We start from the raw sequence: 26,144 nt of genomic DNA on the forward strand, positions 1-26,144 counted from the left end.
GAGATTAACTATGGATATAAATACTAAAGCTTTGAAGAAAAATGCCTTTAGAGTAACTAAAGAAAGAAATAAGACAGCTTTAAGAGTGAGAGTGCCAGGGGGACATCTTCCTTCAAAGGTTTTACCTGTAATATATGAAATCGCCGAAAAATACGGAAATGGAAATGTACATGTGACGATTAGACAGGGTTTTGAAATACCAGGAATTGATTTTGATAAGATGGATGAGGTAAATAAATTAATTCAACCTGTAATAGATGAACTTGATATAAACCAAAAACATAAGGAAAAGGGATATTCAGCAGCAGGTACTAGAAATGTGTCAGCTTGCGTAGGAAACAAGGTATGTCCTTTTGCAAATTATGATACTTCAAAGTTTGCAGCAAAAATAGAAAAGGCAATATTTCCAAATGATTATCATGTTAAAATTGCATTAACAGGATGTCCAAATGATTGTATAAAAGCAAGAATGCAAGACTTTGGAATAATGGGTATGACAATGCCTCAGTATGATGATCACAGATGTATATCCTGCGGAAGATGCGTAACTAACTGCAAAAAGAGAGTAACAGGAGCTTTAAAACTTGAAAACTTTAAGGTAGAAAGAGATCATGAAAAGTGTTTAGGCTGCGGTGAATGCGTAGTAAAATGCCCCAATAATGCGTGGACAAGAAGTGATGAAAAATATTATAAACTTGCTATCATGGGTAGAACAGGAAAGAAAAATCCACGTCTTGCAGAAGATTTTATAAAATGGGTGGATGAAGAAAGTATAATAAAGATTATATTAAATACTTATGATTATATCAATGAGTATATAGATAAAGATGCTCCAGAAGGAAAAGAGCATATAGGCTATATAGTAGATAGGACAGGCTATGAAGAGTTTAAGAAATGGGCTCTTAAAGATGTAAAATTACCAGAAATTGCAGAAGTTGCAGATAATATTTACTGGAGCGGAATTAAGTACGCTAAATAGGATAGTGCCACCCACATGACAAGTGGCAAGTTAATAAAACTTGCCACTTGTCATGTGGGTGGCACTTTAAGTTTTTTTCATTAATTTTGGGGTACACTAATCTTGAGGTGATTGGGATGAAGGCAATTAAAAAAATTATAGCAATTTTAGCTATTTTATTTATATTTCCGGCAACTATTTATGCAAAAGATTATAACGATATAGAAATTTATGATATAAAAAAAGATAAACTGATAAAAACAGTTCAGTCTAATAGTGAAATTGAAAATCTAGTGATAAGTTACCTTCAAGAAATAGACGGAATATATGCAAAGCTTAATCCCATACCAAAAGAAGGCTATGCAATTAAAGTTTCTTTAGAATCGCCGTTAGTATTACAAAATGAATGGATAAATGATATAGTAGATCAAGCAATTATAGTACTTCCCAAAGAAGAAGGACATAAAGCATTTTTTATTATTTTTGAAAATGAAGATAAGTTGATGTGTTTTACTTTTAAGGGAGATGTGGAGCAATTTTTAAGAAAATTAAAATTTAAGATAATTTAATAAAAGGATGATTTATATGCTATACTATGACTAGTAAATTCATAACTATTTTTAAAATTTTTTCTATTAGGTCTGCATAAGCAAAGTCTAGATTGAATAATATTATTAACAAAAAAGTATTTATGGCATATAATTATAATGTAAAAGGTGATGGAGTTCACCGTTAATGCTAATAGCTAATGACTCCTACAAACAGTGAGATAATGATGTTTGTAGGAGTTTTTTACATTAATTGTAAAAATTTTTGGCTTATTCTGACTGAAGTTATATCTTACATATATAGGAAGGGGAAAGTCTATACTATTTTATAGGGGGATGAGTATCATGAAGAAGTATATTTATATTGGTGCTGGAGGAGCCTTAGGTGCAATAATAAGATTTATAATTTAACATATACAAGCCTCTAGATCTATAGACAATATACCGTGGAATACTTTAGTGATAAATATTACTGGGAGTTTTTTATTATCTTATATATTTATCACTTATTATGAAGTATATAAGTTGAATGATAACTTAAACTTATCCATTACAACGGTTTTTTTGGTGCTTATACAACGTTCTCTACCATGTGTAAGGAAATTGCTAAACTTATAAATACTGCACATCTTTATTTGGCAGTCTTCTATATAATTCTTTCAATGGTAGAAGGTAACTTATATCTGTTATTAGCAGATGGATTTTTTGGAGCGTATACTACTTTCTCTACATTTATGTATGAAGGATTTACTCTTATTAAGGATAAACAAAGTTTAAATGCACTTATCTATATTTGTGGTTCATTATCATTAGGGATTTGCGGGTTTGAATTAGGAAATTTAATAGAAGCAATTATCAGATAAAATTGTGAATAAATGATCTTTTATATGGATTATTATGGACAAGTGTTTAAATCTATGATAATATTATTTAGGAAAATTTGAGGCGATGGAGTTCGCCATTAAATGCGTAAAGCTGATGACTCCTACAAAGTGGTAATTTTTATAATTGCTAGTTTGTAGGAGCATTTTTTGTTTTGTTGATAAACCAAAATAATTATTTATATATAAGGAGTAGATTATACAATATAAAAGAAAGGAGATACAAATTGAAAGAAATTAGAAAAGATACAAAAAACAAAGTAATCATTTTAAATAGTCAAAATAACAGTGTAGTATTGAGTTTAACATTTATTAAGTGGATTATCATTGGAGCAATAGTAGGTATTATTACAGGATTTGCTGCTGCTTTATTTTTAAAAAGTTTGGAATTAGCTACAGCACTTCGTATGAAGTATACTTGGTTATTATTCTTTCTTCCACTTGGAGGTGCTCTTGTTAGCTTTTTATATTCAAGATATGGTAAGAATTCTTCAAAGGGTAATAATTTAATAATAGAGAAGATTAACGAAAGTAGTGGTCGAGTGCCTTTCCGGATGGCTCCACTTGTTTTCTTTGGTACGTTTATTACTCATTTATTTGGTGGGTCTGCTGGAAGAGAGGGCACAGGCGTTCAGATTGGAGCTAGTATAGCAGAAGGAATAGGTGATTTGCTCAAGTTAGATAAGGTAGATAATAGAATTATTCTTATGGCTGGAATAAGCAGTGGGTTTGCAACTGTATTTGGAACACCTTTAGCAGGGACTATCTTTGGACTTGAAGTGGTTGAACTTGGAATTATGAGTTATGAGGCTTTAATCCCAGCATTTACAGGAAGTATTATTGGTGATTTTATGGTATCTTTTCTAGGTGTTCATCATACTCACTATAAAGTTGTAGGGGTTCCAGATTTAACGTTACTAACAATAATAAAAATAGCTTTTGCAGCAATCTTGTTTGGATTAACAAGTAAACTTTTTAGTGAATTAACACATAAATTAAAAGAATTGTTTACTGAGGGCTTTGAAAATTCAACAATCAAGAGCTTAGTTGGAGGTATGCTTGTTATTGTCTTAGTATACATGTTTGGAACTAGGGAGTTTCTTGGATTAAGTATTCCACTTATATCTGAATCATTTAGTGGGCAAGTTCATCCATTTACCTTTTTAGGTAAAATAGTATTTACTTCTCTAACTTTAGGAACAGGATTTCAAGGAGGAGAAGTGACACCACTATTTGTAATTGGTTCTACCTTAGGAAATACGTTATCAAATGCACTTAATATGTCACCGTCATTTTTAGCATCACTAGGATTAATTGGAGTTTTTGCTGGTGCAACAAATACACCAATAGCTTCATTTATACTAAGCATAGAGATGTTTGGTTCACAAGGAATAGTATTTGTATTTATGACTTGTGCAATTAGCTATATATTTTCAGGGCATACGGGCATCTATACTTCTCAAAAGATCCGAAGAAGTAAAAGTAAGTTAATTGAAGTGCCTCATAATGCAACACTTTCGTATTTTAGACAAAATAATAAGAATAAGACTAAGGAAACTAAACAAGTTTTAGTTGGTCAGTTTAGATTTGGACGTTCAAGTGTTGAAATTCCAACTTTAGAAGGACTGAATCTAATTAGGGTAAAGGTAAGTGGAAAAGGTGTTAGATTAGTACATCATTCATATAATCCTGATGGTTCAATTTGGTCTGCAAAATCTATTAATGGACAACTTGAATATATTAACTTAGATAATTATAGTAAAGAAATACATGCAATTTCTGTATCACAATCCTATGGGAAAAAGGATAAATTATTATTGATAAATGCTAATTTATGGGCAAGTGTTGAAATTGATTATATCGGCGAGCAGCCTAAAAATACGGAAGTAAAAACATCTAATAATGATTATGATGATGCACATGAAGAAGGCCAATCTCATATTATAAATATGGATAGTATACTTGTTGGACAGTTGAATATAGGGGAATCCAGAGTTGAATTACCAGCTGAAAAGGGAATAAATAGATATGTAATAAACGTTAAAGGTGGGGACATTAGACTAAACCACAGCTCATATAATCCAGATGGGCATACCTGGTCAACACCTCCAGGAAATAATGAAAGACAACATATTGATTTATATGAAGGTACTCATACATTAGATATATTCGTTAGTGAATACTATGGTAAGAAAAATAGAATTGAACTAGTTAACGGAAGCTTTTTTGACAGCGTAGAAGTTAGTTTTTTAGCTCAGAAAGTAAACCTTACAGAAGAGACAGTGGAAGATATTGATTAAATAATATTGACAAGTGTTATAAAAGGTATTATCTTGAATAAGATATGAATTTAATAAATTAATCTTTTAAACTTAATAATGTATTGTTAGGTGAGGCTCCTATACTAGATATATGCTACTGCCCAAAAATATCGAAAGATGCCAATGGGTTAACAGGTACTGCCGAATTAAGGTTTTACTTAATGTAGCTGGAATTATTCCAAAGCTGTATAGTGCTAAAGCTCAACGAAGGATATAGTTTTCTAGTTGTTGTTTTATAGAGCCTTTTTTGAGGCTCTTTTTTTATTTTTTATCAGGAGGTGAAATTAATGGAGGCAGACCCTAGTCATTTATGTATAAGCGGAATACAACTATTAAAAATCAATAAGTGTAGAGAAGTTCTGCTTCCGTTAATGGAAGTTAAGGATTGTTCTTTCACGAAATAGGGAGGATAATTTTATGAAAAAGAAGAATAAATTTTTATTTATACTAAGTATTATAGGACCAGGACTTATAACGGTTAATGCAGGTAATGATGCAGGTGGCATAGCAACTTATGCAACTGTAGGTGCTTCCTACGGCTATAAAATGCTATGGGGACTTCTATTAATAACCTTTAGCTTAGCTGTGATTCAAGAAATGAATGCTAGAATGGCTGTAGTTACGGGAAAGGGACTATCAGATTTGATAAGAGAAAATTATGGTGTGCGATGGTCATTATTGGCAATGAGTGTATTATTTATAGCTAACTTTGGAGTATGTGTTGGAGATTTTGCTGGAATTGCTGCAAGTGTAGAGCTATTTGGTATCAGTAAGTATATTACTGTGCCTATTATGGCGGTTTTAGTTTGGTTCCTCATAACAAAGGGTTCCTATAAGAAAACAGAAAAAGTTTTTTTAGCATTTACCTTTATATTTTTCACTTATATTGTAACATGTATAAAGGTTCACCCAAACTGGAGGGTGGTTATGAAAGCAACAGGTATACCTACAATAGATTTTAGTAAAGATTACATCTTAACATTTATAGGAATGATAGGAACAACAATAACACCATATATGCAATTCTTTCTTCAATCATCAGTGGTAGATAAGGGGATTAGCGTAAAGGAGTATAAGTACGAAAAATTAGACGTGTATTTAGGTGCTCTTTGGGGAGACTTAGTATCATTTTTCATAATTGTTTGTACAGCAGTAACTCTATATAAGGCTGGTGTCAAAATAGATAGTGCAGAGCAAGCTGCTATGGCTCTAAAACCTATTGCTGGTAATTATGCTACAATACTTTTTGCTCTTGGATTATTTGGTGCTTCAGTTTTAGCTACGATGGTAATTCCACTATCAACTACTTATGCTATTTGTGAAGCATTTGGATTTGAAAGCGGATTAGATAATTCGTTTAGCGAAGCAAAGGTTTTTTACGGTATATTTACGTTTATGATTATATTTAGCTCTGCTTTAGTACTAATACCTAAACTATCCCTTGTAGGTATTATGCTTGTTACTCAACAAATTGCTGGTATGTTATGTCCAGTAATTCTTATATTCATGGTATTGTTAGTAAATAATAAAGAGATTATGAAGGAATATACAAATAATAAGCTTCAAAATATAGTAATATATATAACTGTAATATTTATTATTACTTTATCTACGATACTATTTGCATATCCCATACTAGGTAAGTTAGGGATATTATAGAAGTGAATTTAGATAGGAGGCTATAAGTTAATATTAGAATTGAATAATATGCATAAAGTTATATATTTTTCAAGAGCCTTCTATGATAATAGTAGGCTCTTTTTATTCTAATTCCTTGAATCTATTATTCAACCCAAACAAGCGGAATCAGGCTTAGTGCTAGTCCAATTCCAAGTATTACACGGATATAAAGTGCAAGCCTTAAGTCATTTCTTTTCCAAACTAAATGTGCAAATGGCCAGTAAAAAAGTAAATTACTAAAAAGTTGCCATGGAGCATGAAAATGGTATATACAAAACAATATAGAATTTATAAAAGGTGAAGTAGATTCATACTCTGAAATTCTAGGAAGCAGGTATCCTCTAAAATATAATTCTTCTATCAAGGGTGCAATAATTCCGAGTACTATAAAGCAAAGTATAAATGTAACTACTAAAGTAGTAGTAGAGTATTTTGGCGCATTGTATATAATATCATTTACATTAAACCATTCAGGTAAAAAAGAAAAAACTTTATTTATAATTATTGGATCTATCACAAGTCCTATAAAACCAAGACATACAGCTCCCCAGATTACTAAAGCAGGTATCAATAAAAGATATTCATCCAAGGATAATTTGCTTTTAAAATTAAACATCTCTTTTAAGGACATTTCTCCATTAATTTGCTCCCCTTGATAAAGTAAGTATCCAAGTTCAAAGGGAAGGGATGTACAAATCATAGAAAGTATAAAAGCAAACATAGATGGAAATCCATATGCCACTGCAATAGGGGCAGTAAGGCAGTAAAAAGTAAGTGAAAGTAATCCTGGGAATAAGTGCAAAAATATTGATTTTAAAATAGAATGTTGTTCTATAGTTTGATTAGTTAAAGCTTCTTGAGACATAAAATCCCTCCTTAAACACTGAAGAAATGCTTATTATTTTTCTGCAGGAGAAATTACAGGGTTTCCTTCTCTATCTAAAAGGACAGTAAGTCCACCGGCATATCCATCATAGGTAAACAAATAATTTACTCCTGTTTTCTTATCAACAATTATCTTATAGCCAGAGAGTTTTCCTTGCTTGTAAAGTACCTGAAACCTATCTTCACCTTTATTAAACATAAAATTCCCCCTTAATTTTATCCTCTATCTATATATACTAATTGACCTACATGTAATATCACTAATAAAAAAATTTCTTTGCATAATTTATTAAGTTGTTTAAAATATAAGAGAATAGTGATTACTATACCAATTAATTGGCGTAACTAAAAGTAAGATACTTCAAATGCCTAAGGGAACTACTGTAGGAAGTGTTAAGAATAAAAAATAAGGAGGAATACATTTTGGAAAATACATATAAAGCTTACTATAATTCACCAATTGGAATAATTGAGGTTATATCAAATGATAATGGGATTTTATCTGTAGACTTTGTTGAAAAACAAAAGGATATATCAGAAAGTCAACCAGAGGTATTAATACAGTGTATAGAAGAATTGGATGAATACTTTAAAGGACAGCGTAAAAATTTCACTGTGAAACTAGAAATTCAAGGTACTGAATTTCAAAAAAAGGTTTGGAATGAGCTTACAAGAATACCTTTTGGGGATACAGTAAGTTATAAATATATTGCAGAAGCTATTGAAAATCCGAAGGCAGTCAGGGCAGTTGGAAATGCCAATCACAATAATTCTTTAGGAATAATAATCCCTTGCCACAGGGTGGTTGGAACAAATGGTAAGCTTACAGGTTATGCAGGAGGAATTTGGAGAAAAGAGTGGCTGCTTCAGCATGAAAAAAATACTAACATGTAGAATTTTCTCAATAAGTATTAATTATTTAGTAGTAACTAAAATACGTCATTAAATACTTAGTATTTGTTTTAGAAGTGCTATTGATAATAATATACTTATTATAAGGGTAAGTCGCAATAGTAATATATGACGAGCTAAGGGGCTGTCGCATTAAGAAATTAAACCGCAATATATTGTATTAGACTTTTAAAAGTCTAATACAATATATTGTAGTTTTTATTCTTTGTGCGACAGCCCCTTTAACTTTAACATTATTCATAAATATAGCTAATATTTAATATAACAGTTACTACTAGCCATTGAGGATTAGAGACTGGTAGCTAAGTTAAGTCTTTAAAGTCTCCTCTAAGGATTTTAAGTGCTGTAATTTCAGCTAGAAGTTCATAAGGAGTTTTTTTCCCTAGTGATCTTATTATAGGAAGTGGAGGACACCAGCCTTGAATAGCATGCTGAAGGAGAAAGGCTGAAACTCCACAGGAAAGAATAAGCCATTTTCTATCTACGAATTTACCCAAAATTAAGCTTACAAGTATTACTGCAGCAGCATTGGCTTCTAAAATTCTTTCTGTATCCCATTCACGCTGAAGTTCATCTATTCTTTTAGAAATTTCATTTCTATCTTTTGTTTTATAATAGACTATATTTTTATAAATTCCAGTAAGTATTTTTTCGTTAGATTTCATATTTGTATTTAAAGCAACTCTATTTACACTCTTAGGAATAAGCCTGTCATATGTATATATGTCTTCTGTAAGTAGCTTTTCAATAGCAGTTAATATTTCCATTAAGAATCTCACCTTTCTAATTTAATATGGTTATTTTATGCATTTAAAGGCTGCATATACATAATAGTAAGAAAGATGTTAAACAAATATTTTATATATTTATGATGCTACATCATTTTCTTCATAATAATTTTAGTGCATGCAAGTTATTGAACAAAACGAAGTTGTTATAATATTTGCTAAGTCAAATCAATATACTTTAAGAGAAGCTTATTGATTTAATTGGAGGAAATATGACAAAAGCTAAAGGAAGAATTTTTACAATAATGAGTTCTATTTTAATAATTTTATTAGGAGGGTTTTTATATTTAAACTTTTATGGTTCTAGAGATAAGGCAACTATGGTTATGGGTGGACAATTTCAAAAGCAGCCAGTTGAAAAAAAAGAATATAATATAACTTCTCCAAAGACAGATGCTGAAAAATACTTTCGTCCATCTAAACTTGGTATTTTAAATGATAAGAATTTTGATTATAAGTTCTTTGATTTGTTTTCAGAAAAAGACTCTTCAAAAAATACACTTCCCGAATACCTTTTAAAGACTCCAGAGGATGCTATAATAAATTACTTTAGCGTTTTAAGAGAAGCAGAAAATTTAGATGAAAATAAAATGGGTGGATGCGGTACAATAGGTAATGCTAAGTACCCATATCCCGTAGCTTACTCATTTTTGTCAACAAATTATAAGGGGAAATTAAGTTTTGAAAAGTATCTCAAATCTTTTAAAAATATAGCCCATATAAATTTAATTAAATTAAAGAGAGTACCTTTTGATTTGAGTTATCCTACAAGTTTAAGATATTTTATAGAAATTGAAACTATAGAAGGATCAGAAAAAGATGGAACATATTTTTCTTATTATTATGGATATATATACCTTTCTCAAGAAGGGAATGGATATAAAATAGAGAATATAGACTTTTATGGAGAAGATTTTTTATGTGCAGCGTATCATGGATGGGCGCATAATGCCGAGGCATCTGTACTTGTTAGGTATGGAAATTGGTGTTCACTTGTAAAGAAACTTCAGCCTACCAAGCAAGATGGATATGTAAAAAAGATATATTTTGAAGGTACAGATGGGCATGATTATTTAATTGAATTTATACAGTTAACCAACGACACAGACGTGGAAATAGCGCAATATAGAAAAAGCAAAGATGGAAAGTGGGAATTTATAAGACTTAATCCAGAAAAGTGTTTGGAAGATAAAAAAGAGTAAAATAGAGAAGGATAAAAATTTTTAGAGAAATCAGAAGAAAAGACAGAGGTATAGATACAACAGATGATATAGAAATATTAAGAAAAGGTGAGTATGGAATTTTAAAAAGGTTATATGGAGCAGGAATAGAACATATTAAAGAAGCAAATAACAGAGTAAAAGTTATAAAAATATCTATTGAAAGTGTTACTGGTAAGGCAAGGACAGGGTAGTAATGTTTCAATTAATTAGTAGATAAAAGAGAGGGGATTTGCTATAAATCGCAAGTTCCCTCTCAAGTATTAACTCTTAATCATTAACTAAATCTTACACAAGACTAGCTAGAACAACTTTATCTATTTCAATGGTTGCATTATCTTGGTCAGAGAAAGATTTAGAAAATTGAACTCTTGCCATAGCTGCATTTTCTGGAGCAGGCTCTGTAATTCCTAAATAAGTGAGCCACTTAAGGACATCAATAGCAGTACCACTACCAATAATAATGCTGAGACCTAATCCAATTTCACGTCCAGTTCTATCAAGCCATTTCACTTGTACAAGTAGATTTCCGGCGCTATTTGCTCCAAAAGTTCTATATCCAAAGCTAAATAAATAGCATCGTTCTGGAATAATAGAAACATCTTGATAAATATAGCCTGCTATTTCAGGTAGATTGACTAATCTAGCTCCTTCATAAGAATCTGGATCTTGATATTGCTCTACAGTAGTTCCACCACTGGCTATCCATGGACTTGGAGAATTAGAATTCTCAAAGCTTGGATTTACCAAAAGATTTGTGGAAGTAACCTTTGAGAATATAACTTTATCAATGTTGAAGTTACCTGATATACCAGTAGCTGTAAACTTAATTTGAGCTGTATTTGCATTTTTGGGAACAGGTGTAGTTACATCAACATAAGTTACATAATTATGAGCAAGAACAATAGCTTGTGAATTTATTGATAAATCAAGCCCCGTACTAATTGGATTTCCGTTTTTATCCAACCATGTTACTTCAACCTTAAGCGTAGAATTAGCATTAGTGCTAAAAACAGCGAAGCTTAATAAGAAAGATGACCCACGAGCAAAACTATTAATTGGTATATTTTGCACCAAAGTACCGTTAATGGCATTGAGCAGTATATTACCAGTCCCCTCATAGTTTGACGTAAAGGATTCGTTGGCATTAGTACCAGTCCAAAATTGTTTACCTAGTTCAAATCCTGAGTTAGTTACCAAATTAATTGAACTTATTGGAGTAAGAATTATTTGATCTATATCTAATATATTATCGAGATTAATAGGCAGAGAGCCTCTAGTAAATTGCAATCTAGCCATTACAGCATTATCAGGTGGTAAATCAGTTATTTCTACAAAAGTTAATCTATTTTTAGAATTAGAAGTTCTTTCAGAAGGTATAAGTGTTCTAAGTCCAGTAGCTATAATACTTCCCATAGAATTTAACCAAAGAACTTCTATTATAAGATCACCAACAGCACCAGTTCCACTGTAAATTTGAAAACTTACAAGTAATGGAGAAGCACAGGTACCTTCTAGTAAAACATCTTGAGATAAGATAGCGACTCCTGAATCCATTCTTGCGTTGGAAGTTCCTTCAAAAGGTTCAGAAGATTGTGCATGTCCTAATATAAACACATTGTTGCTTTCCCAGCCAGTTAGGTTTAATTCAAAACTGGGATTTTCCAATAAATTATTACATCTTAACATAAAAACATCTCCTAAAGTTTTAATATATTTGTTTCTCATTTTTTTAGCATAGTATTAATGTTATAGTACATGATATTAGTGATATGTAATATGTGTTACAGACAAGCATAAAATCAAAAGAAAGTCCCTGTTAGGGGGACTTTCATCCAAATTTATTATCTGTTCATGATTATTTGCAATAGCAGTATCATTTGAATATTGATACTTAGAGATTAGCTGTCATCGTCTTGCTTTATTATTTGTATCTAAGCTCTTAAGTGCCTTTAAGTAATGATTTGCTTCCCTTAAAACGTGATCGGAGAGCAGGGGTAATATTATTGATTTTACTTTGCAAGATAGTATGCCCTCTGTTCCTTGAATTTTGAAATCTCTAAGCTTTGTAGTAGCTTTTAAGCTGTCTTTTGTCACTTCTTTAAGTTTTGACATATCATCAAAAAGCTTTAATGCTCTCTTATTTAACACATCAAATTCATCGCCAAACTTATCAGCCATTTCAATTAATACTTCTTCTGTTGGATCTAACATTCCTCTTATAAATTTTGAGTGTTCTGCCATAATTTCATTCCAGAAACTTTCCTGTTTTACTATCTCTTGATTTATGTCAATATCAACTCTTTTTTGTAGTTTTGCTAGCATACTAAAATAAAATAATGCTTCTTCTAAAACATGCTCTGTAAGTGCAGGATAAAGGCCTATAAACATCTTGCATTTAAAAACATTTTCTTTTAGCACTGATTTTATTTTAATAACGGAATTCATGACATCCATGATTTTTTGATTTAATGAAAATACTTTTTCGGTAAGTCCTTTCGTAGTCTCCATAGCATTGAATTTAGGGAGTGCAAGTTCTGCCTTTGTAAATTTTGTGTCAATTGTTAAGCCGGTATAAAATTCCGTAGTGTCTTCAGCTTTTAATGTATATTTTGTAACTATATCACCAGTTTCGTCCACAACTGGAGATATAACTCCTCGTGATAGCATAATTGTATTTCCAAGTAATTTTTCAAGATTACATTTTAAAGTATCAATATCATTTATTAAATAAGCATCTTTAGGCATAAGGAAAGCACTTACAAAGATTAGATGTTCCTTCATTATTCGTAAGAAGAATAAGTTTAGTTCTAATGAATTTTTTACAAATTGCTCGTTAGAAAGCATGATTTTCTCCTTTATTTTATAACTTACATAATTAGTATATTTAAATGTCCAGCCAAAGGTTCACAGTATTAGCAATATTATTAAATAAAATTTAATGATTAGTTTATGTTTACTAATTTCTCAACTGTAAATTTTAAAGGAAATTTCGAACAAGCGAAATTTCCCCCTTAACACTTGAGTATTTAATATTAACTTTTATCTAAAACGAGCAACTAATTCTTTCAGATGGTTGTTTCTAATAAATTTCTAGTTGGAGCCTAACAACGCCATTTTGAAACCCAGACTTCGCATCCTTCAAAAGGATTAGCAGTTCCAATGTAGAGTTTACCATTCTTTGAAGGAAGCAGATTTCTTAAACCATAATTACGAGGATTACCAAGGCCGTTTAAACTTATATATCTCCAGTCTGAGCCATCATTGGAAACCCATAAGTCTCCACCAAAGGTACCTTTCATAGTCGCTAAAGATTGTATAAGAGATTCTATTAGTGGTGCATAATTGTAGTCTAGGTCTAAGGAATCGATATTTAAGGATGCCTGATCTTCGGTATTTGAGGTAGATAATCTTGATATAATGCTAGGGAATTTTGCTATTAAAGTTTTTAATAAAGTGGCAAACAATATTGAATCATCCCAGGTGCCCAAATACAGCTTATTGTTATATACATCAAGCTGCCAGCAATAAGCATTAGAAATATCCCAAAGTCCTGCTGGAATATTGGGTCTTCTAATTCCTCTAGTAGTTGGGTTTGTAGGAGAAATAGCTTCATTTCCTATAACTACCTTCCAAGTATCATTAGATGAAACGCGTATAAGATCAAAGCCTTTTGGAGGAACAAATCTTTGACTAGGGTCTATACTGAAAACTCCAAACCATATTCCTGTTCCAACGTATAAATCTCCTTTGAATGCTTTCATGCTTAAAGGTAATTGATTCAAGGCTTCTCCAGCACCTTTATCTACAACAAGCTTCCAATCATTCTCTATAGGGGATACTCTATTGGTTCTCCAAACTTCAAATCCTCCAGGAGGAGCTGTGCCAATATAAAGATGATTATTGAAGCTTTCCATTGAAGCAATTTCTCCACGAGGATTATTTGCTCCCGTTCCTATTTGAACTCGTGTCCACCCATTTTCAGGCTCGTTTGTTTCATATAAGATAGTCTCTAAACTTCCACCAAGTCCTTTCATTACGCCTAAATACATTCTTCCATTATGCTCTACCATGGCTCTTGCTGTATCACCTTCTGTAAGACCATCACTTACGTCTTTCCAATTTTCACCATCCTCGGACATTAACATTTTGACTGCAGATGAGAATGAATTAGCAGCAGCTAATAATACTTTTTTTCCTGATGTTGTAGTGAAGTTAATCATATATCTAAAATCCCCTATGCCATCTTGAGGATTAGACTTATAAACTTGTGTCCAATTTTCAGATCCATCTTTGTTATAACGCCAAATTTCAGCTCCTGGATTTATAGAAGGTTTTGGTATAAATACTTCAGGTATATATTGTTCAGGTAGGTTAAAGACAAATCTTAAAACTGTATAAACTATATTTTTTCCTACTCCAACATATATATAATTGCCTAATTCTCCCATAGCCCAGGCATAATTATTCTGATGTCCTAGATTACGATCTTCATAAAAACCATTAAAAGGTGTTATTTTTTCAAATCTATTCATAAACATCACTCCTTATATGAGTTATACATGATTTTCAGAAATCTTTGACTTCGTTGTAAATCAACACAGCTCAATTCATTGAGATGTTCCCCTATAAAATTAAGATAACATCTCAAGCTTGTACTATAATATATGATGGAGAATTTATAATGTCACATTTTATAGAATCATTAGAAAAAAAAGTTATTGACAACCCTTGACGATGGTAATATAATAAAAAACAATAAAAGCGAATAGGACTTATCAAGAGTGGTGGAGGGACTGGCCCGATGAAACCCGGCAACCAATATATATTATTGTGATATATATAAGGTGCTAAATCCTGCAGCGTAAGCTGAGAGATGAGGGTAGACGGGATCTTTTCAGACCTAAGGTTATCCTTAGGTCTTTATTTTTTTATTAGATAGTAGGAGGTGCAGCAATGATTGAAATAAATAATGTTAATAAGTTTTTTGGAGAAGATCAGGTTTTGCAAAATGTGAGTATTACTATAGAAAAGGGAGAAATATATGGAATTGTAGGACACAGTGGGGCAGGGAAATCAACACTTTTAAGATGTATAAATGGTCTTGAAGGTTATGATGGAGGAAACGTAATAGTAAATAACAAAGAAGTAAAGGAACTTAAAGAAAGAGAGCTTAGAGAGTTTAGAAAAAACATAGGTATGATATTTCAAAATTTCAGTTTATTAAATAGAAAAAATGTGTGGCAAAATATAGCTCTTCCTATGGAAACCTGGAAGTATAGTAAGGAAGATATAAATAAAAGGGTAAGAGAACTTTTATCTCTTGTAGGATTAGAAGATAAGGCCCAAAGTATGCCAAAGGAGCTAAGTGGAGGACAAAAGCAAAGGGTGGCAATTGCAAGAGCATTAACTCTTAATCCAGAAGTTTTGTTATGTGATGAAGCTACTTCAGCATTAGATCCTAAGACAACAAAGTCCATTTTAGAATTACTAAGAGAGATAAATAATAAATTAGGTATAACAATTGTAATAGTAACTCATCAAATGGAAGTTATAAAAGAAGCTTGTTCAAAAGTTGCTTTAATGGAAGGTGGAAAATTAATTCAATCTGGAAAGGTAGAAGAAGTATTCTTAAATCCAAGTAAAGATTTAGAAAATCTTTTAGGAGAAGAAGAGGTATTGCCAGAAGAGGGGATAAATATAAAGTTGTTCTTCCCAAAGGAGATAAGTAAGAGTTCTGTAATAACAGCTATGGCTAGAGAACTTAACATAGATGTGTCCATTGTTTGGGGAAAACTTGAAAAGTTCAATGGAATAGTACTTGGAAGTCTTGTAATTAATACTACAGAAGATAAGAAGAATCAAGTTACTTCTTATCTAGATAGAAAAAATGTACATTGGGAGGTGCTATAAAGTATGGTAACTCAAATATTACTTCCGGCTTTAGGTGAAACTTTAATCATGGTTTTAATTTCTACAGCTTTAGCAGTATTAATAGGATTTATACCTGCAATTATAATGATAATAACAGCTAAAGATGGATTAAAGCCAAATGAAGCAGTTTATAAAATTTTAGATACAATAATAAATATTTTAAGATCATTTCCTTTTATAGTTTTAATGGTAATACTTATACCAGTGACAAGGTTTATAGTAGGAAAGTCCATTGGAACTCCTGCTGCAATTGTACCACTGACTATAGGCTCAGCGCCTTTTGTAACAAGAATTATAGAAGCAGCTTTAAAAGAGGTGGATAAAGGAGTAGTTGAAGCTGCAAAATCCTTTGGGGCCAGTATTTCACAAATTATATTTAAAGTAATGCTGCCAGAAGCACTTCCTTCTATTGTATCAGGGATAACCCTTACAGTAATTAGTGTAGTAGGATTTTCAGCAATGGCAGGAGCTATTGGTGCAGGTGGACTTGGATATGTAGCAATAAGATATGGGTACCATATGTTTAGAAATGATGTTTTGATAGCCACAGTAATAGTTTTAGTAGTTTTAGTTCAATTGCTTCAAAGCATAGGAACTTTAATATATAAAAAAGTAAACAAATAAAAAAAATTTTAATAAATGGGGGGCATTTTATAATGAAAAAGAAAATATTATCAGCAATACTTGCAAGTACAGTAGTTTTAGGGGCAATTGGCCTAACAGGATGTGGGAATAAGGAAGCAGCTCAGCCTGCAGAGAAAAAGAAGATAGTTGTTGGGGCAACTCCAGAACCACATGCACAAATATTAGAAAAAGTAAAACCTATATTAGAGAAAAAAGGTTATACTTTAGAAATCAAGGTATTTGACGATTATGTTATTCCAAATACAGCAGTTGAACAAGGAGAATTAGATGCAAACTTTTTTCAACATATTCCTTACTTAGAGCAGTTTAATAAAGAAAAGGGTACTCATTTAGCTTCTGTTGCAAAAGTTCACTTAGAACCAATGGGAGTATACTCTGATAAAATTAAAAATTTAAAAGATTTAAAAGATGGAGCAACAATAGCAGTACCAAATGATTCAACAAATGGATCAAGGGCTTTAAGATTACTTGAAAAAGAAGGAATTGCTAAGTTTAAAGAAGGAGAATTAATCACTAAGTTAGATATTACTGAAAATCCTAAAAATATAAAAATAGAAGAATTAGAAGCAGCTCAGCTTCCAAGAACTTTAAAAGATGTTGATGCAGCAGTAATAAATACAAACTATGCTCTGCCAGCAGGATTAAATCCAACTAAAGATGCTTTAGCAATTGAAGCAAAGGATTCACCATATGCTAACATTATTGCAGTAAAAGAAGATAATAAGGATAAGGAATATATTAAAGCTTTAGTTGAGGCTATTAATACACCAGAAATTAAGAAGTTTATAGAAGAAAACTATAAAGGGGCAATAATTCCATCATTTTAAAAATAAATTCGCCTTTAGAATATATTCTTTGTAATATTACAAAGAATAAGGTATACTAGAGATATTGTATAAAATCAAATTTTGGAGGCGGTATTATTAGTAAGGATGTTATGTTAAACGAACAGATTAGAGAAAAGGAAATTAGGTTAATTGATGGAGATGAAAGCAAAATTGTAAGCACTAGAGATGCTTTAATGATAGCTGAAGAGAGAGAACTAGATTTAGTTATGATTTCTCCTAATGCCAATCCACCTGTATGTAGAATAATGGACTACAGTAAATTCCTTTATGAGCAATCTAAAAAGGAAAAGGAAAACAGAAAAAATCAAAAAGTTGTTAATCTTAAAGAAGTAAGATTAAGTCCAACAATTGATGTGGGTGACATTCAAATTAAAGCCAATAATGCTAGAAAGTTTTTAACTAATGAAGATAAAGTTAAAGTTTCCATTAGATTTAAAGGAAGACAAAATAACAATACCCAAGTAGGGTTTAAAATTATGGAGTCATTTGTTGAGTTAATAGGAGAAATTGGAACTATTGAAAAACCAGCAAAACTTGAAGGAAACAATATGACTATGATTTTAGCACCAAAAAAATAAATTGCAGTGCAATTTAGTATAGTCACTAAATCCCTAGTGTCTAATCGTTATTAGATACTAGGGATTAGTTATTTTTTGATATTTACTATAATAAAATTAATCCTGAAAATAGGTGCACACTTTCTTGTAGGCATATTCAATGCAGGAAATTAAATTATTATTATCTTTTCCTCCGCCTTGAGCTGAAAAGTCGCTTCCGCCGCCCTTTCCATCAATTAAAGTTATGGCATCCTTTAAAAGTAAATTCATGCTTATAACTTTTAAATCCTTTGAACACATAAAAACTAATTGAGCTTTATCTTCAGTTTTTATTGCAAATAAAACTATAGCTTTAGGATAGGATACTAATTTAGAAGCTAATAAGTTTATGTACTTTAAATCCCCATTGTCAAATATGTTTTTAATTATTTTAACACCATTTATATTTTCAGAGTTATTTAAAATCTCCTTAACTTCATATTCCGCAACCTGTGCCTTTAAGACTCCCTTTTCACTTAGAGCATCATTGAGTTCATTTCTAAGATTTTGCACTTTTGCTAGAGCATCTTTTTCATTATCACATTTTAGTAAATTAAACATAGATTTTATGTACTCATGTTTTAAAACGTAATCAGAAACTGCCCGTAAGCCACACAAAAATTCTATTCGAGTATTCTTTCCTAAAGGTTCCCATTTGACAATTTTAATTACTTGAGCCTCTATAGTGGAATTTGTAAGTAATTGGGTATATGGAGCTATAATAATGTCTTCAATTTTAACTACTCTAATCTTTTCATTTCCCTTTGGGGAGACTTTCTTAACCGATAGTTTTTTTAGCTCTGATTTTGTTGCATAAAAGCTTTCGATGCTAATGTTATTAAAAACTATTTTATTCGCTATTTCCTCAACTCTTTTGATTTCATCAAAGCTAATAACCTTATCTATATCAATATAAGTGTAATTATCCTCATAGTGAAATTTAACTGTATTTGCATTGAATAGTTCTAAAAAGTAATGAGAAAGTAATACCTTCCCAATATTATGCTGCATATAATTATATTTTTTGCTCCAATTTATAGTACATTTCACCTTATGAATTTTTATAGGCTTTGTTTCAAGTACATGATATACTTTTTCATCATTCTCATAGACATAAATTACAGGGATAGAACTTATTTCTCCTGTATCACAAGGCATATTTTCTGAACCAGGATAAAAATAGGTTTTATCTAATTCAACATGATATTTATTATCTTTTTCAACTATATTTAATATCTCAGCAGTAAATTCATTCATATATGGATTTTCATAATAAAGCTTTTCCAAAGTATTCACTCCTTAAAATGTGGCAATGTCCTTTTATTTTATCACAAAGTATAATAATAGTTTATCCTTTTGGTGGAAATATATAAAAATATAACCTATAATTTTAGTATGTAATAAAGTTTTCGTATAATATTTATATAGATAAGGGCTATAGAAGAAATGGAGTGGAAAGTTATGATAGAACATAAATTAAGCCTTAGCTTATTAAAGGATAAATTTGGGGTATGTAGATTAGATATTAATGAAGCTATTCCAAGTTGGGGAACAAAGGGTGAATTTTTTTCAATAACTAAAACAGCAGATGAATTATCAATTGTATGTAATGAAGAAAACATCCCAAGCAATATAAAGTGTGAAGTGGAATGGAAAGCATTAAAAATTGAGGGACCGTTAGATTTTTCACTCATAGGTATACTTTCTAAAATCAGCAGTTTACTAGCTAAGGATGGTATAAGTATATTTGCTATTTCAACCTATGATACAGATTATATTTTAGTTAAGGAAAGCCATATTGAAAATGCAATAAGCGTATTATTGAGAAATGAATATGATGTAATTAAATAAAACATATTTTTAATATAATAAATAAGTTATGATTTAAATATTTAGTAAAGGTATTATTTACAAACTAGTACAAAGGAGAAATTTCTAAATGAACATTCAAATTTATGGAACTAAGAAGTGTTTTGATACAAAGAAAGCAGAAAGATACTTCAAAGAAAGAAAAGTTAATTATCAATTTATAGATTTGACAATAAAAGCATTAAGTAAAAGAGAGCTTGAAAGTGTTAAAGCAGCAGTAGGACTTTCAAATTTAATAGATAAAGAATCCAAGGAATATGAAAAATCAAATCTTCAAAATATCAGAAATGATAGTGTCAAAGAAGAAATACTTTTAAATAATCCAAAGCTTTATAAAACACCAATAGTAAGAAATGGTAAACAAGCAACTATAGGCTATGAACCAGAAGTATGGAAAGAATGGGAGTAAGTTAGGCATTAGGAGTAAAGTACTAAGGAAAATGAAATGGAAACTTCAGCAATGAGAAGTTTCCATTAAATATATTTATACAAGGTATCACTAAATTAAAATCTTCCTAGCACCTATTAGGACATACTTCCTGATGAGCTGCTAGAGCTATTTTGTTGCTTGTTTTGGGTAGAATTTTGACTACTTTGTGATTGACTTTGGCCCTGATTTTGATTCATACCAGGTTGCATCATATTCTGGCCTAAAGTTGATAGTGCCTGAGGAATTTTATCCATCATTTGTCCCATAGTACTTTTTTCGTTTACTGGAAGCATTGATACATTATCCTTATCTATAACCATAACTGAACTTGTAGAAACTCTAGCACCTAAACCAACACCATTGGAGGCGTTAGTACTATTTACTGCTTGCATTTTTGTTGACATACCAGTATTTCCATAACCAAGTGTAACAGACATTACAGGAACTAAAGTTTTATCTCCTACAGATAGTGGTTTACCTAAAACTGAATCTGTATCTACAAAATTGTGAAGATCTGAAAATAATGTACCTAGATTTTGTGAAAAGTTTGTAGTATCATTCATAATAAAATCCTCCCTTTATTTATTAGCATTCAAAGGCTGCATTGCTAAATTTAATTTTCTTAGTTTAAAAAACGTAGTTATTATTGAAATTGCACTTATTTGAGCTGTACCCGTTATATTGAAGTAGTCGTAATTCGCATTGAAATCAGGATTATTGTATATAACATTTATACCAAGATAAGTTGATGCTAAATTAATAGCACCGCAAACCATTCCAGTGATAGAAGGATCCTTAAAGCTATAAGAAGCTTCAATATCAATGGAATAAGGTTTTAAATTACGTGTAAGTTGTATTTTTTCAATATAATCTTTAGCATGATTAAGTGTTTTATTTGTAAGATTTTTAGTTGAAACTTTTTTATTAAGTAAATATAGTGTGTAAAACATTTGTTCATCAGTTTTAACTATGACTAATTTTAATAATGGTTTTAACCATGTTGTAATTAGATTGAAATTTGTATACTCATAAGAACTAAATGCAAATGAAACTTTTAAAGGTACGGTAATTAATAATGCTGCAAGTATCAAAGATAAAAACACAAGTAAAAGTATCAAGCTTGAAAGTATATACATAGACAACATCTCCGTTTACTATAAGAAGCATGCATGGGCTATAGAAAATTATAATTTTGTTATAAGCCAATACATATCAATTTGAAAGCATAGTTGATTAATTATGCTTCTATATATAGTATGGAAAGTATTAACCAAAGTATTAGTTGTAAGTTATTGATAAGTTATCAATATTTGATGTTATTATAATAAAATGTAATTTTAAATTTAATATCAGGGTAAATTTGTGAGCAAGATAAAAAATATAACGTTTATTGGAGATGAAGAATTATGAAAAAGAGATGTTCATGGTGTGGCGATGATGAGCTTTATATAAAATATCATGATGAAGAATGGGGAATTCCTGAATTCAATGATAACAAGCACTTTGAATTTTTAGTATTGGAATCTGCTCAAGCAGGTCTAAGTTGGATTACAATTTTAAGAAAAAGAGAAAATTATAGAAAGGTATACGATAATTTTAATGTTAATTTAGTGGCTCGGTATGATGAAGAAAAAATTCAAGAGTTGCTAAAGTATGATGGAATAATAAGAAATGAAAAAAAGATTAGAGCTTCTATAAGTAACGCTGAAAAATTTATTGAAGTTCAAAAGGAGTTTGGAAGCTTTAGTAAATATATGTGGAATTTTGTTGGCGATAAACCTATAGTTAATTCTTGGGAAATAGAATCTCAGATTCCATCTAAAAATGAATTATCTGAAATAATAAGCAAAGATTTAAAGAACAGAGGATTTAAGTTTTTGGGACCAACTATAGTATATTCATATTTGCAAGCTATGGGGATAATTAATGATCATATAGTTGAATGCTTTAAGTATGAGGAGTTGAGATCTAAATAAAAATAATGAAGTGTTTGAAGGAATTTAATACAAGACAATTGAAATATTAAATATAGATTCTATTTATTTATCAAGTTCAATTTTTGAGTTCTAGAGAATTGTTTTATGGCATATTCTCTCTTTTGGGCAGAAATTTTATCCGCATATTCTTCAAAATACACAAGTTTTACAGGAAGTCTGCATCTAGTATATTTTGCGCCCTTACCACTAGAATGAGTTTTTATTCTTTTATTTAAATCATTTGTCCAACCAGTATATAAAGTTTTATCAGAGCACTCTAATATGTAAACATAACACATAAAGCTAGTCCACCGTCCTTGAAATAGGAATAAGGTGCTGGATACTAGAAAACTACTATGCACCATTAAGTAAATTATATCATAGTTTTATTTGTAATCACTAGTCGCTAATCTCTAATCTCTAATCTTTAGCGATTGGAGAATAGTGATTACATAAAAGGGGGGTAATAATGAAAGAAAAAGGTTATCTAAGGATTGTTAAAGTGTTAAGTTTAGCAGTAATTTTAATGTTTACTTTATATTTTCAAGGCTGTAATAGTAATAATACAGGTAAAGAAAATAAGACTGATATAGTTAAAAGCAGTGGAGAAATTGTAGAAACAAAACTTACGGATAGAGAAAAGGAATTACTTCAAGGGTTAGATATAGATAAATATTTTATATTTGATGCTAATATTAAAGATAAAAAGATAGGTTCTTTAGAACTTTGGGTGGATTATTATGAAAAGGGAAGTTTTAAAAATAAGTGCTTTGGGTTAAAAAACGATATTCAATTACCTAAAGAAAAAAATATTAAAATGATTTTTTCAACTCAAAAATTTATGGGAAACAAATCTGAAGAAAAATGGACATTTTCTACATCATCTAATAGAAGTGGTGGAAAGGGAAGCACTAATATTAAAGTTTCTGAAAGCATTCGAGGACTAACTTGGGCAAGTATCCAAAAAAGTGAAATAGTTACTGAAAAAGAGATGATTTTAGCAGCTATCGCTGGAACCGAAGAAAATGGCATGTCAAGTATTTCTATTGATGAGATTAATGCAGATGATGAAGTTATTAAAAATAAAGCAACTGAAAGGCTTTTAAAAAATGATTATGTCTATATAATAAAATGCAAATTTAGATAAAATGTCAGACATATTTTAGGCAATAGGTGTTAAGTACAATGTATTAGAAAATATAGAAACGTTGCTGTTCAAAGTTTCATCTAATACTAGTACCTAGCACCTTTGGCCTAACACATAATAAGATTTTTACTGATTTTGATTAACCATTGTTTGAGATTTTTTATAACTATCAGAGAGCTGCTGATTAGGGGAAATATAAGGATTTTCCCAACCACGATTTATTGCAAGTTCTAAACCTCCAGAGTGTCCAGCGATAACCTGGCTTAAAGATGATGAATATATTGCTCTAAGTTCTGGAGTAGCACTTGTTAAGGCTGCATTAAGATATGCATTAGCGAGCCCTGTTGATCCAGCTAACATATCATGAGATATAACTTCATCATTAATATCTGTAGTATTTTGAACTATATTACTTAATAAAGTCATATTACTGTACCTCCTGTATTATATTATTTTCGTTGATAAATTGCTGAATTCCTTTTATTCTGCCTTCTGCTGCTAATATACCTGCTTCAGCCTGCTGTTTTAATTCTTGATCAGAAATTAAACCCTGCATAGCTTTTGAAACTGCTAAACCATCTTTCTCCATTTTAAGCATGGATGTTAAAGATAATACTTCTGCTTCAGAAAGTTTTCTCATATTAATTACCTCCAATTTATAAAATCTAACCGAATTTATTGTGCGTAATTTTAAAATTATTAATCATGTAATTTCTTGGATTGTAAGTATTGGATTTGTAGAGGTTTATATATAAATTCTAAGTTAATTATTAGTCTTTATAAATTAAAGAGGAGATGTATAAATGAAAAAAAGAATATTATACGGTATTATAATATTAATTTTTATATTAAATGTAAAATTATTTTTTGATGTGTCTTACATTAAAAATGAAATTAACTCAATACGAAATACTACATCACACTTAGATAATAGAATAAATGACATTAGTTCTAATGTTTCAAGAACCCTTAGTGAGTTTTATGAACAAAAAAAGTGGATATATAACACAGAGCATAATGTGATTAGTTTAAGTAAAGATCTGAAAGAGGCAAAGATTGATTTTAAATGGAGTTTACGCGAGCTTAGCAATGACTACCAGGTTTATCTTTTCTATGGGGTAGTGGAAGGAGAGAACCAGAATGTGGTTAAGTGGAATGAGATTAAGGCTGAAGACTTAGGAAATTTAAATTATGCATGCACATTAACTATTCCGTATCTAAACAATTATCAGTTTAAAGTAGTTGCCAAAAATAATAAAAATATAATCAATGAAAAACTTGAATATATTCCGTTTTTAGATAAATTCGACAAAAGAATTAATATAAATGCTATGCCCAATACGAAGACATTTTCAAAGGGACAGGTGGATTTGAAATTTGATGTAGATATCTCGAATAGATATGATTTAAGCTTTGAGACAGGTGCTTCAGAAATTGATGGAAATAAACTTAAAATAAAGAATATAACAATAAAGGTCTATAGCAATAATCAATTGAAAAACGAAAATAAAATATTAGAAAATGGAAGCATAAAGGATAAGAATACCTCTTATAGAAAACCTATTGGAATGCCAGAAGAAATAAAACTAGAAGAAATACATTATGAAGGCAACATTGAATATGATACAGATTCCAATGAACATAGTAGAGAAAAGATAGAAGTAATAGTAGAAGATTATATGGGAAAGGTTTATACCAATATTAGCCATGAAATATAAAAACATTATTGATTAATCCCTAATAGGTAAAAATGTGAGTATCACTAAATTATCGTTAGGGATTAATTTAATTTCATGATATTTTAATATTTTTATTTATATAGGAGAAAATTAATAGAATGAAGGAGAGGATGAAATGGAACATAAAGAGTATTTATTAGATGCAAATATAATTATAAAGCTTTGGAAGAAATGTCCCCAAGTAATAGATGCAATAGAAAGTACAGAAAACGTTGATTTTAAAATTTCTAAACATATAGCAGAAGAACTTTCTACTAAGGAATTTAAAGAATTTAATGGAGTACCTGTACTTACAAATAAGTTTCTAAAATTACTAAATCACGTAATAGAAAGAAGTAGTTGTAGTATACAAGAGAATTTAGTCCCTAATGCAGATATTAGATATGATTATAAAAAAAATATATATTATATAAATGAAAATAAGCTCTCTAAAAATGATTATGAGCTTATATGTATTTGTAATGATGAGAAATATGTTTTAGTTACTGATGATAAGAAAATACAACGTGGAGCTAAAATTATATTAGGAAATATTAGTGTCTTAAATTTTGATGAATTTATTGAAGAGCTAAAAGGTTTTAATATATTTATTGAATAAGAGGGGGAAGTAAATGCTAAGACAATTTGAATTCATTAAAAAAATCGCTAAGCTCTAACCACTAACCGCTAAATGCTATTAACTAGTTTAATATAGCAATTAGTAATTGGAGATTAGCGACTAAATAAATAGTAAGACAATATACTCAAAATATATTAATTCTGATGTT

The 26,144-nt window shown here is 30.3% G+C and carries 28 protein-coding genes, 1 pseudogene and 4 riboswitches; of the genes and pseudogenes, 17 read left to right on the forward strand and 12 right to left on the reverse strand.

Going from position 1 to position 26,144, the window contains the following annotated elements:
- The first annotated feature begins 10 nt into the window (after positions 1 to 10).
- The 5 genes and pseudogenes from asrC (at position 11) to JOC70_RS07040 (ending at position 6,367) form a co-directional block, all read left to right on the forward strand.
- Complete coding sequence (gene asrC, locus JOC70_RS07020) at positions 11 to 979, forward strand: sulfite reductase subunit C (protein WP_204598177.1); 969 nt, start codon at positions 11 to 13, stop codon at positions 977 to 979.
- Positions 980 to 1,095: 116 nt separating this feature from the next.
- On the forward strand, positions 1,096 to 1,527 hold the full coding sequence (locus tag JOC70_RS07025; RefSeq protein ID WP_204598178.1) for a hypothetical protein: 432 nt from the start codon (positions 1,096 to 1,098) through the stop codon (positions 1,525 to 1,527).
- Positions 1,528 to 1,664: 137 nt separating this feature from the next.
- Positions 1,665 to 1,723: riboswitch (Fluoride riboswitch) on the forward strand.
- Between the two features lie 373 nt (positions 1,724 to 2,096).
- Positions 2,097 to 2,369: a CrcB family protein gene (locus JOC70_RS19500; RefSeq protein ID WP_204598179.1), complete on the forward strand. Its 273-nt coding sequence runs from the start codon at positions 2,097 to 2,099 to the stop codon at positions 2,367 to 2,369.
- A 72-nt stretch (positions 2,370 to 2,441) separates the two neighbouring features.
- Positions 2,442 to 2,501: riboswitch (Fluoride riboswitch) on the forward strand.
- 122 nt (positions 2,502 to 2,623) lie between these two features.
- Positions 2,624 to 3,934: pseudogene (locus JOC70_RS19505) on the forward strand (voltage-gated chloride channel family protein); the annotation flags it as partial.
- Positions 3,935 to 4,762: 828 nt separating this feature from the next.
- Positions 4,763 to 4,928, forward strand: a riboswitch (M-box (ykoK) riboswitch).
- Positions 4,929 to 5,125: 197 nt separating this feature from the next.
- Positions 5,126 to 6,367: an NRAMP family divalent metal transporter gene (locus JOC70_RS07040; protein WP_204598180.1), complete on the forward strand. Its 1,242-nt coding sequence runs from the start codon at positions 5,126 to 5,128 to the stop codon at positions 6,365 to 6,367.
- A 124-nt stretch (positions 6,368 to 6,491) separates the two neighbouring features.
- On the opposite strand, the gene JOC70_RS07045 is transcribed toward JOC70_RS07040, so the two are convergent.
- Together JOC70_RS07045 and JOC70_RS07050 are read right to left on the reverse strand one after the other, a co-directional pair.
- The gene (locus JOC70_RS07045; RefSeq protein WP_204598181.1) at positions 6,492 to 7,253 is read right to left on the reverse strand and encodes a CPBP family intramembrane glutamic endopeptidase; all 762 of its coding nucleotides are present in this window, start codon (positions 7,251 to 7,253) and stop codon (positions 6,492 to 6,494) included.
- Between the two features lie 33 nt (positions 7,254 to 7,286).
- Complete coding sequence (locus JOC70_RS07050; protein WP_204598182.1) at positions 7,287 to 7,472, reverse strand: DUF6440 family protein; 186 nt, start codon at positions 7,470 to 7,472, stop codon at positions 7,287 to 7,289.
- 224 nt (positions 7,473 to 7,696) lie between these two features.
- Between JOC70_RS07050 and JOC70_RS07055 the strand changes: the two genes are divergently transcribed.
- Positions 7,697 to 8,167, forward strand: a complete 471-nt coding sequence (locus JOC70_RS07055) for a methylated-DNA--[protein]-cysteine S-methyltransferase (protein WP_204598183.1) — start codon at positions 7,697 to 7,699, stop codon at positions 8,165 to 8,167.
- 320 nt (positions 8,168 to 8,487) lie between these two features.
- On the opposite strand, the gene JOC70_RS07060 is transcribed toward JOC70_RS07055, so the two are convergent.
- Positions 8,488 to 8,952 (reverse strand): DUF2892 domain-containing protein, encoded by a 465-nt coding sequence (locus JOC70_RS07060; protein WP_204598184.1) that lies wholly within the window; start codon positions 8,950 to 8,952, stop codon positions 8,488 to 8,490.
- Positions 8,953 to 9,185: 233 nt separating this feature from the next.
- Between JOC70_RS07060 and JOC70_RS07065 the strand changes: the two genes are divergently transcribed.
- A complete protein-coding gene (locus tag JOC70_RS07065; RefSeq protein WP_204598185.1) occupies positions 9,186 to 10,175 on the forward strand; it encodes a hypothetical protein in 990 nt (329 codons plus the stop codon).
- A 306-nt stretch (positions 10,176 to 10,481) separates the two neighbouring features.
- Here JOC70_RS07065 and JOC70_RS07070 read toward each other — a convergent pair whose 3' ends face one another.
- The 3 genes from JOC70_RS07070 to JOC70_RS07080 all read right to left on the reverse strand — a co-directional run bounded on the left by JOC70_RS07070 (position 10,482) and on the right by JOC70_RS07080 (position 14,728).
- Positions 10,482 to 11,882, reverse strand: coding sequence for a hypothetical protein (locus JOC70_RS07070; RefSeq protein ID WP_204598186.1), 1,401 nt, complete (start codon positions 11,880 to 11,882; stop codon positions 10,482 to 10,484).
- 219 nt (positions 11,883 to 12,101) lie between these two features.
- A complete protein-coding gene (locus JOC70_RS07075) occupies positions 12,102 to 13,040 on the reverse strand; it encodes a DUF2935 domain-containing protein (RefSeq protein WP_204598187.1) in 939 nt (312 codons plus the stop codon).
- Between the two features lie 257 nt (positions 13,041 to 13,297).
- On the reverse strand, positions 13,298 to 14,728 hold the full coding sequence (locus JOC70_RS07080) for a hypothetical protein (RefSeq protein ID WP_204598188.1): 1,431 nt from the start codon (positions 14,726 to 14,728) through the stop codon (positions 13,298 to 13,300).
- A 237-nt stretch (positions 14,729 to 14,965) separates the two neighbouring features.
- A riboswitch (SAM riboswitch) is annotated at positions 14,966 to 15,076 on the forward strand.
- A gap of 73 nt (positions 15,077 to 15,149) precedes the next feature.
- Between JOC70_RS07080 and JOC70_RS07085 the strand changes: the two genes are divergently transcribed.
- From JOC70_RS07085 to infC, 4 genes are all read left to right on the forward strand, one after another.
- Positions 15,150 to 16,106 carry a methionine ABC transporter ATP-binding protein gene (locus tag JOC70_RS07085; protein ID WP_204598189.1) on the forward strand — a complete coding sequence of 319 codons (957 nt, stop codon included), beginning with the start codon at positions 15,150 to 15,152 and terminating at the stop codon, positions 16,104 to 16,106.
- A gap of 3 nt (positions 16,107 to 16,109) precedes the next feature.
- Positions 16,110 to 16,751: a methionine ABC transporter permease gene (locus JOC70_RS07090; RefSeq protein WP_204598190.1), complete on the forward strand. Its 642-nt coding sequence runs from the start codon at positions 16,110 to 16,112 to the stop codon at positions 16,749 to 16,751.
- A 32-nt stretch (positions 16,752 to 16,783) separates the two neighbouring features.
- Positions 16,784 to 17,599, forward strand: coding sequence for a MetQ/NlpA family ABC transporter substrate-binding protein (locus JOC70_RS07095; protein ID WP_204598191.1), 816 nt, complete (start codon positions 16,784 to 16,786; stop codon positions 17,597 to 17,599).
- Positions 17,600 to 17,709: 110 nt separating this feature from the next.
- On the forward strand, positions 17,710 to 18,198 hold the full coding sequence (infC, locus tag JOC70_RS07100) for a translation initiation factor IF-3 (protein WP_204598192.1): 489 nt from the start codon (positions 17,710 to 17,712) through the stop codon (positions 18,196 to 18,198).
- A 96-nt stretch (positions 18,199 to 18,294) separates the two neighbouring features.
- Here infC and JOC70_RS07105 read toward each other — a convergent pair whose 3' ends face one another.
- Complete coding sequence (locus tag JOC70_RS07105; RefSeq protein ID WP_243429067.1) at positions 18,295 to 19,503, reverse strand: alanine--tRNA ligase; 1,209 nt, start codon at positions 19,501 to 19,503, stop codon at positions 18,295 to 18,297.
- Positions 19,504 to 19,677: 174 nt separating this feature from the next.
- Between JOC70_RS07105 and JOC70_RS07110 the strand changes: the two genes are divergently transcribed.
- Entirely contained in the window at positions 19,678 to 20,067 is a 390-nt protein-coding gene (locus tag JOC70_RS07110; RefSeq protein WP_204598193.1) for an ACT domain-containing protein, read from the forward strand.
- 88 nt (positions 20,068 to 20,155) lie between these two features.
- Positions 20,156 to 20,494 (forward strand): arsenate reductase family protein, encoded by a 339-nt coding sequence (locus JOC70_RS07115; RefSeq protein ID WP_204598194.1) that lies wholly within the window; start codon positions 20,156 to 20,158, stop codon positions 20,492 to 20,494.
- A gap of 116 nt (positions 20,495 to 20,610) precedes the next feature.
- Here the strand turns inward: JOC70_RS07115 and JOC70_RS07120 are convergent, their stop codons facing one another.
- Entirely contained in the window at positions 20,611 to 21,078 is a 468-nt protein-coding gene (locus JOC70_RS07120; RefSeq protein WP_204598195.1) for a GerW family sporulation protein, read from the reverse strand.
- A gap of 15 nt (positions 21,079 to 21,093) precedes the next feature.
- Positions 21,094 to 21,651, reverse strand: a complete 558-nt coding sequence (locus JOC70_RS07125) for a hypothetical protein (RefSeq protein WP_204598196.1) — start codon at positions 21,649 to 21,651, stop codon at positions 21,094 to 21,096.
- A 270-nt stretch (positions 21,652 to 21,921) separates the two neighbouring features.
- Between JOC70_RS07125 and JOC70_RS07130 the strand changes: the two genes are divergently transcribed.
- The gene (locus JOC70_RS07130) at positions 21,922 to 22,491 is read left to right on the forward strand and encodes a DNA-3-methyladenine glycosylase I (RefSeq protein ID WP_204598197.1); all 570 of its coding nucleotides are present in this window, start codon (positions 21,922 to 21,924) and stop codon (positions 22,489 to 22,491) included.
- Positions 22,492 to 22,550: 59 nt separating this feature from the next.
- Here the strand turns inward: JOC70_RS07130 and JOC70_RS07135 are convergent, their stop codons facing one another.
- Positions 22,551 to 22,790 (reverse strand): GIY-YIG nuclease family protein, encoded by a 240-nt coding sequence (locus JOC70_RS07135; protein WP_204598198.1) that lies wholly within the window; start codon positions 22,788 to 22,790, stop codon positions 22,551 to 22,553.
- A gap of 170 nt (positions 22,791 to 22,960) precedes the next feature.
- On the opposite strand from JOC70_RS07135, the gene JOC70_RS07140 reads away from it, so the two are divergent.
- Positions 22,961 to 23,638 carry a hypothetical protein gene (locus JOC70_RS07140; protein WP_204598199.1) on the forward strand — a complete coding sequence of 226 codons (678 nt, stop codon included), beginning with the start codon at positions 22,961 to 22,963 and terminating at the stop codon, positions 23,636 to 23,638.
- A gap of 126 nt (positions 23,639 to 23,764) precedes the next feature.
- Here JOC70_RS07140 and JOC70_RS07145 read toward each other — a convergent pair whose 3' ends face one another.
- Together JOC70_RS07145 and JOC70_RS07150 are read right to left on the reverse strand one after the other, a co-directional pair.
- A complete protein-coding gene (locus JOC70_RS07145) occupies positions 23,765 to 24,064 on the reverse strand; it encodes a spore coat protein (RefSeq protein ID WP_204598200.1) in 300 nt (99 codons plus the stop codon).
- 1 nt (position 24,065) lies between these two features.
- Positions 24,066 to 24,278, reverse strand: coding sequence for a hypothetical protein (locus JOC70_RS07150; RefSeq protein ID WP_204598201.1), 213 nt, complete (start codon positions 24,276 to 24,278; stop codon positions 24,066 to 24,068).
- Between the two features lie 163 nt (positions 24,279 to 24,441).
- On the opposite strand from JOC70_RS07150, the gene JOC70_RS07155 reads away from it, so the two are divergent.
- Together JOC70_RS07155 and JOC70_RS07160 are read left to right on the forward strand one after the other, a co-directional pair.
- Complete coding sequence (locus JOC70_RS07155; RefSeq protein WP_204598202.1) at positions 24,442 to 25,356, forward strand: hypothetical protein; 915 nt, start codon at positions 24,442 to 24,444, stop codon at positions 25,354 to 25,356.
- 136 nt (positions 25,357 to 25,492) lie between these two features.
- Positions 25,493 to 25,975 carry a PIN domain-containing protein gene (locus JOC70_RS07160; RefSeq protein WP_204598203.1) on the forward strand — a complete coding sequence of 161 codons (483 nt, stop codon included), beginning with the start codon at positions 25,493 to 25,495 and terminating at the stop codon, positions 25,973 to 25,975.
- The last annotated feature ends 169 nt before the right edge of the window (positions 25,976 to 26,144 follow it).

This window comes from Clostridium pascui (assembly GCF_016908015.1).
Classification (GTDB): Bacteria; Bacillota; Clostridia; order Clostridiales; family Clostridiaceae; genus Clostridium_AK; species Clostridium_AK pascui.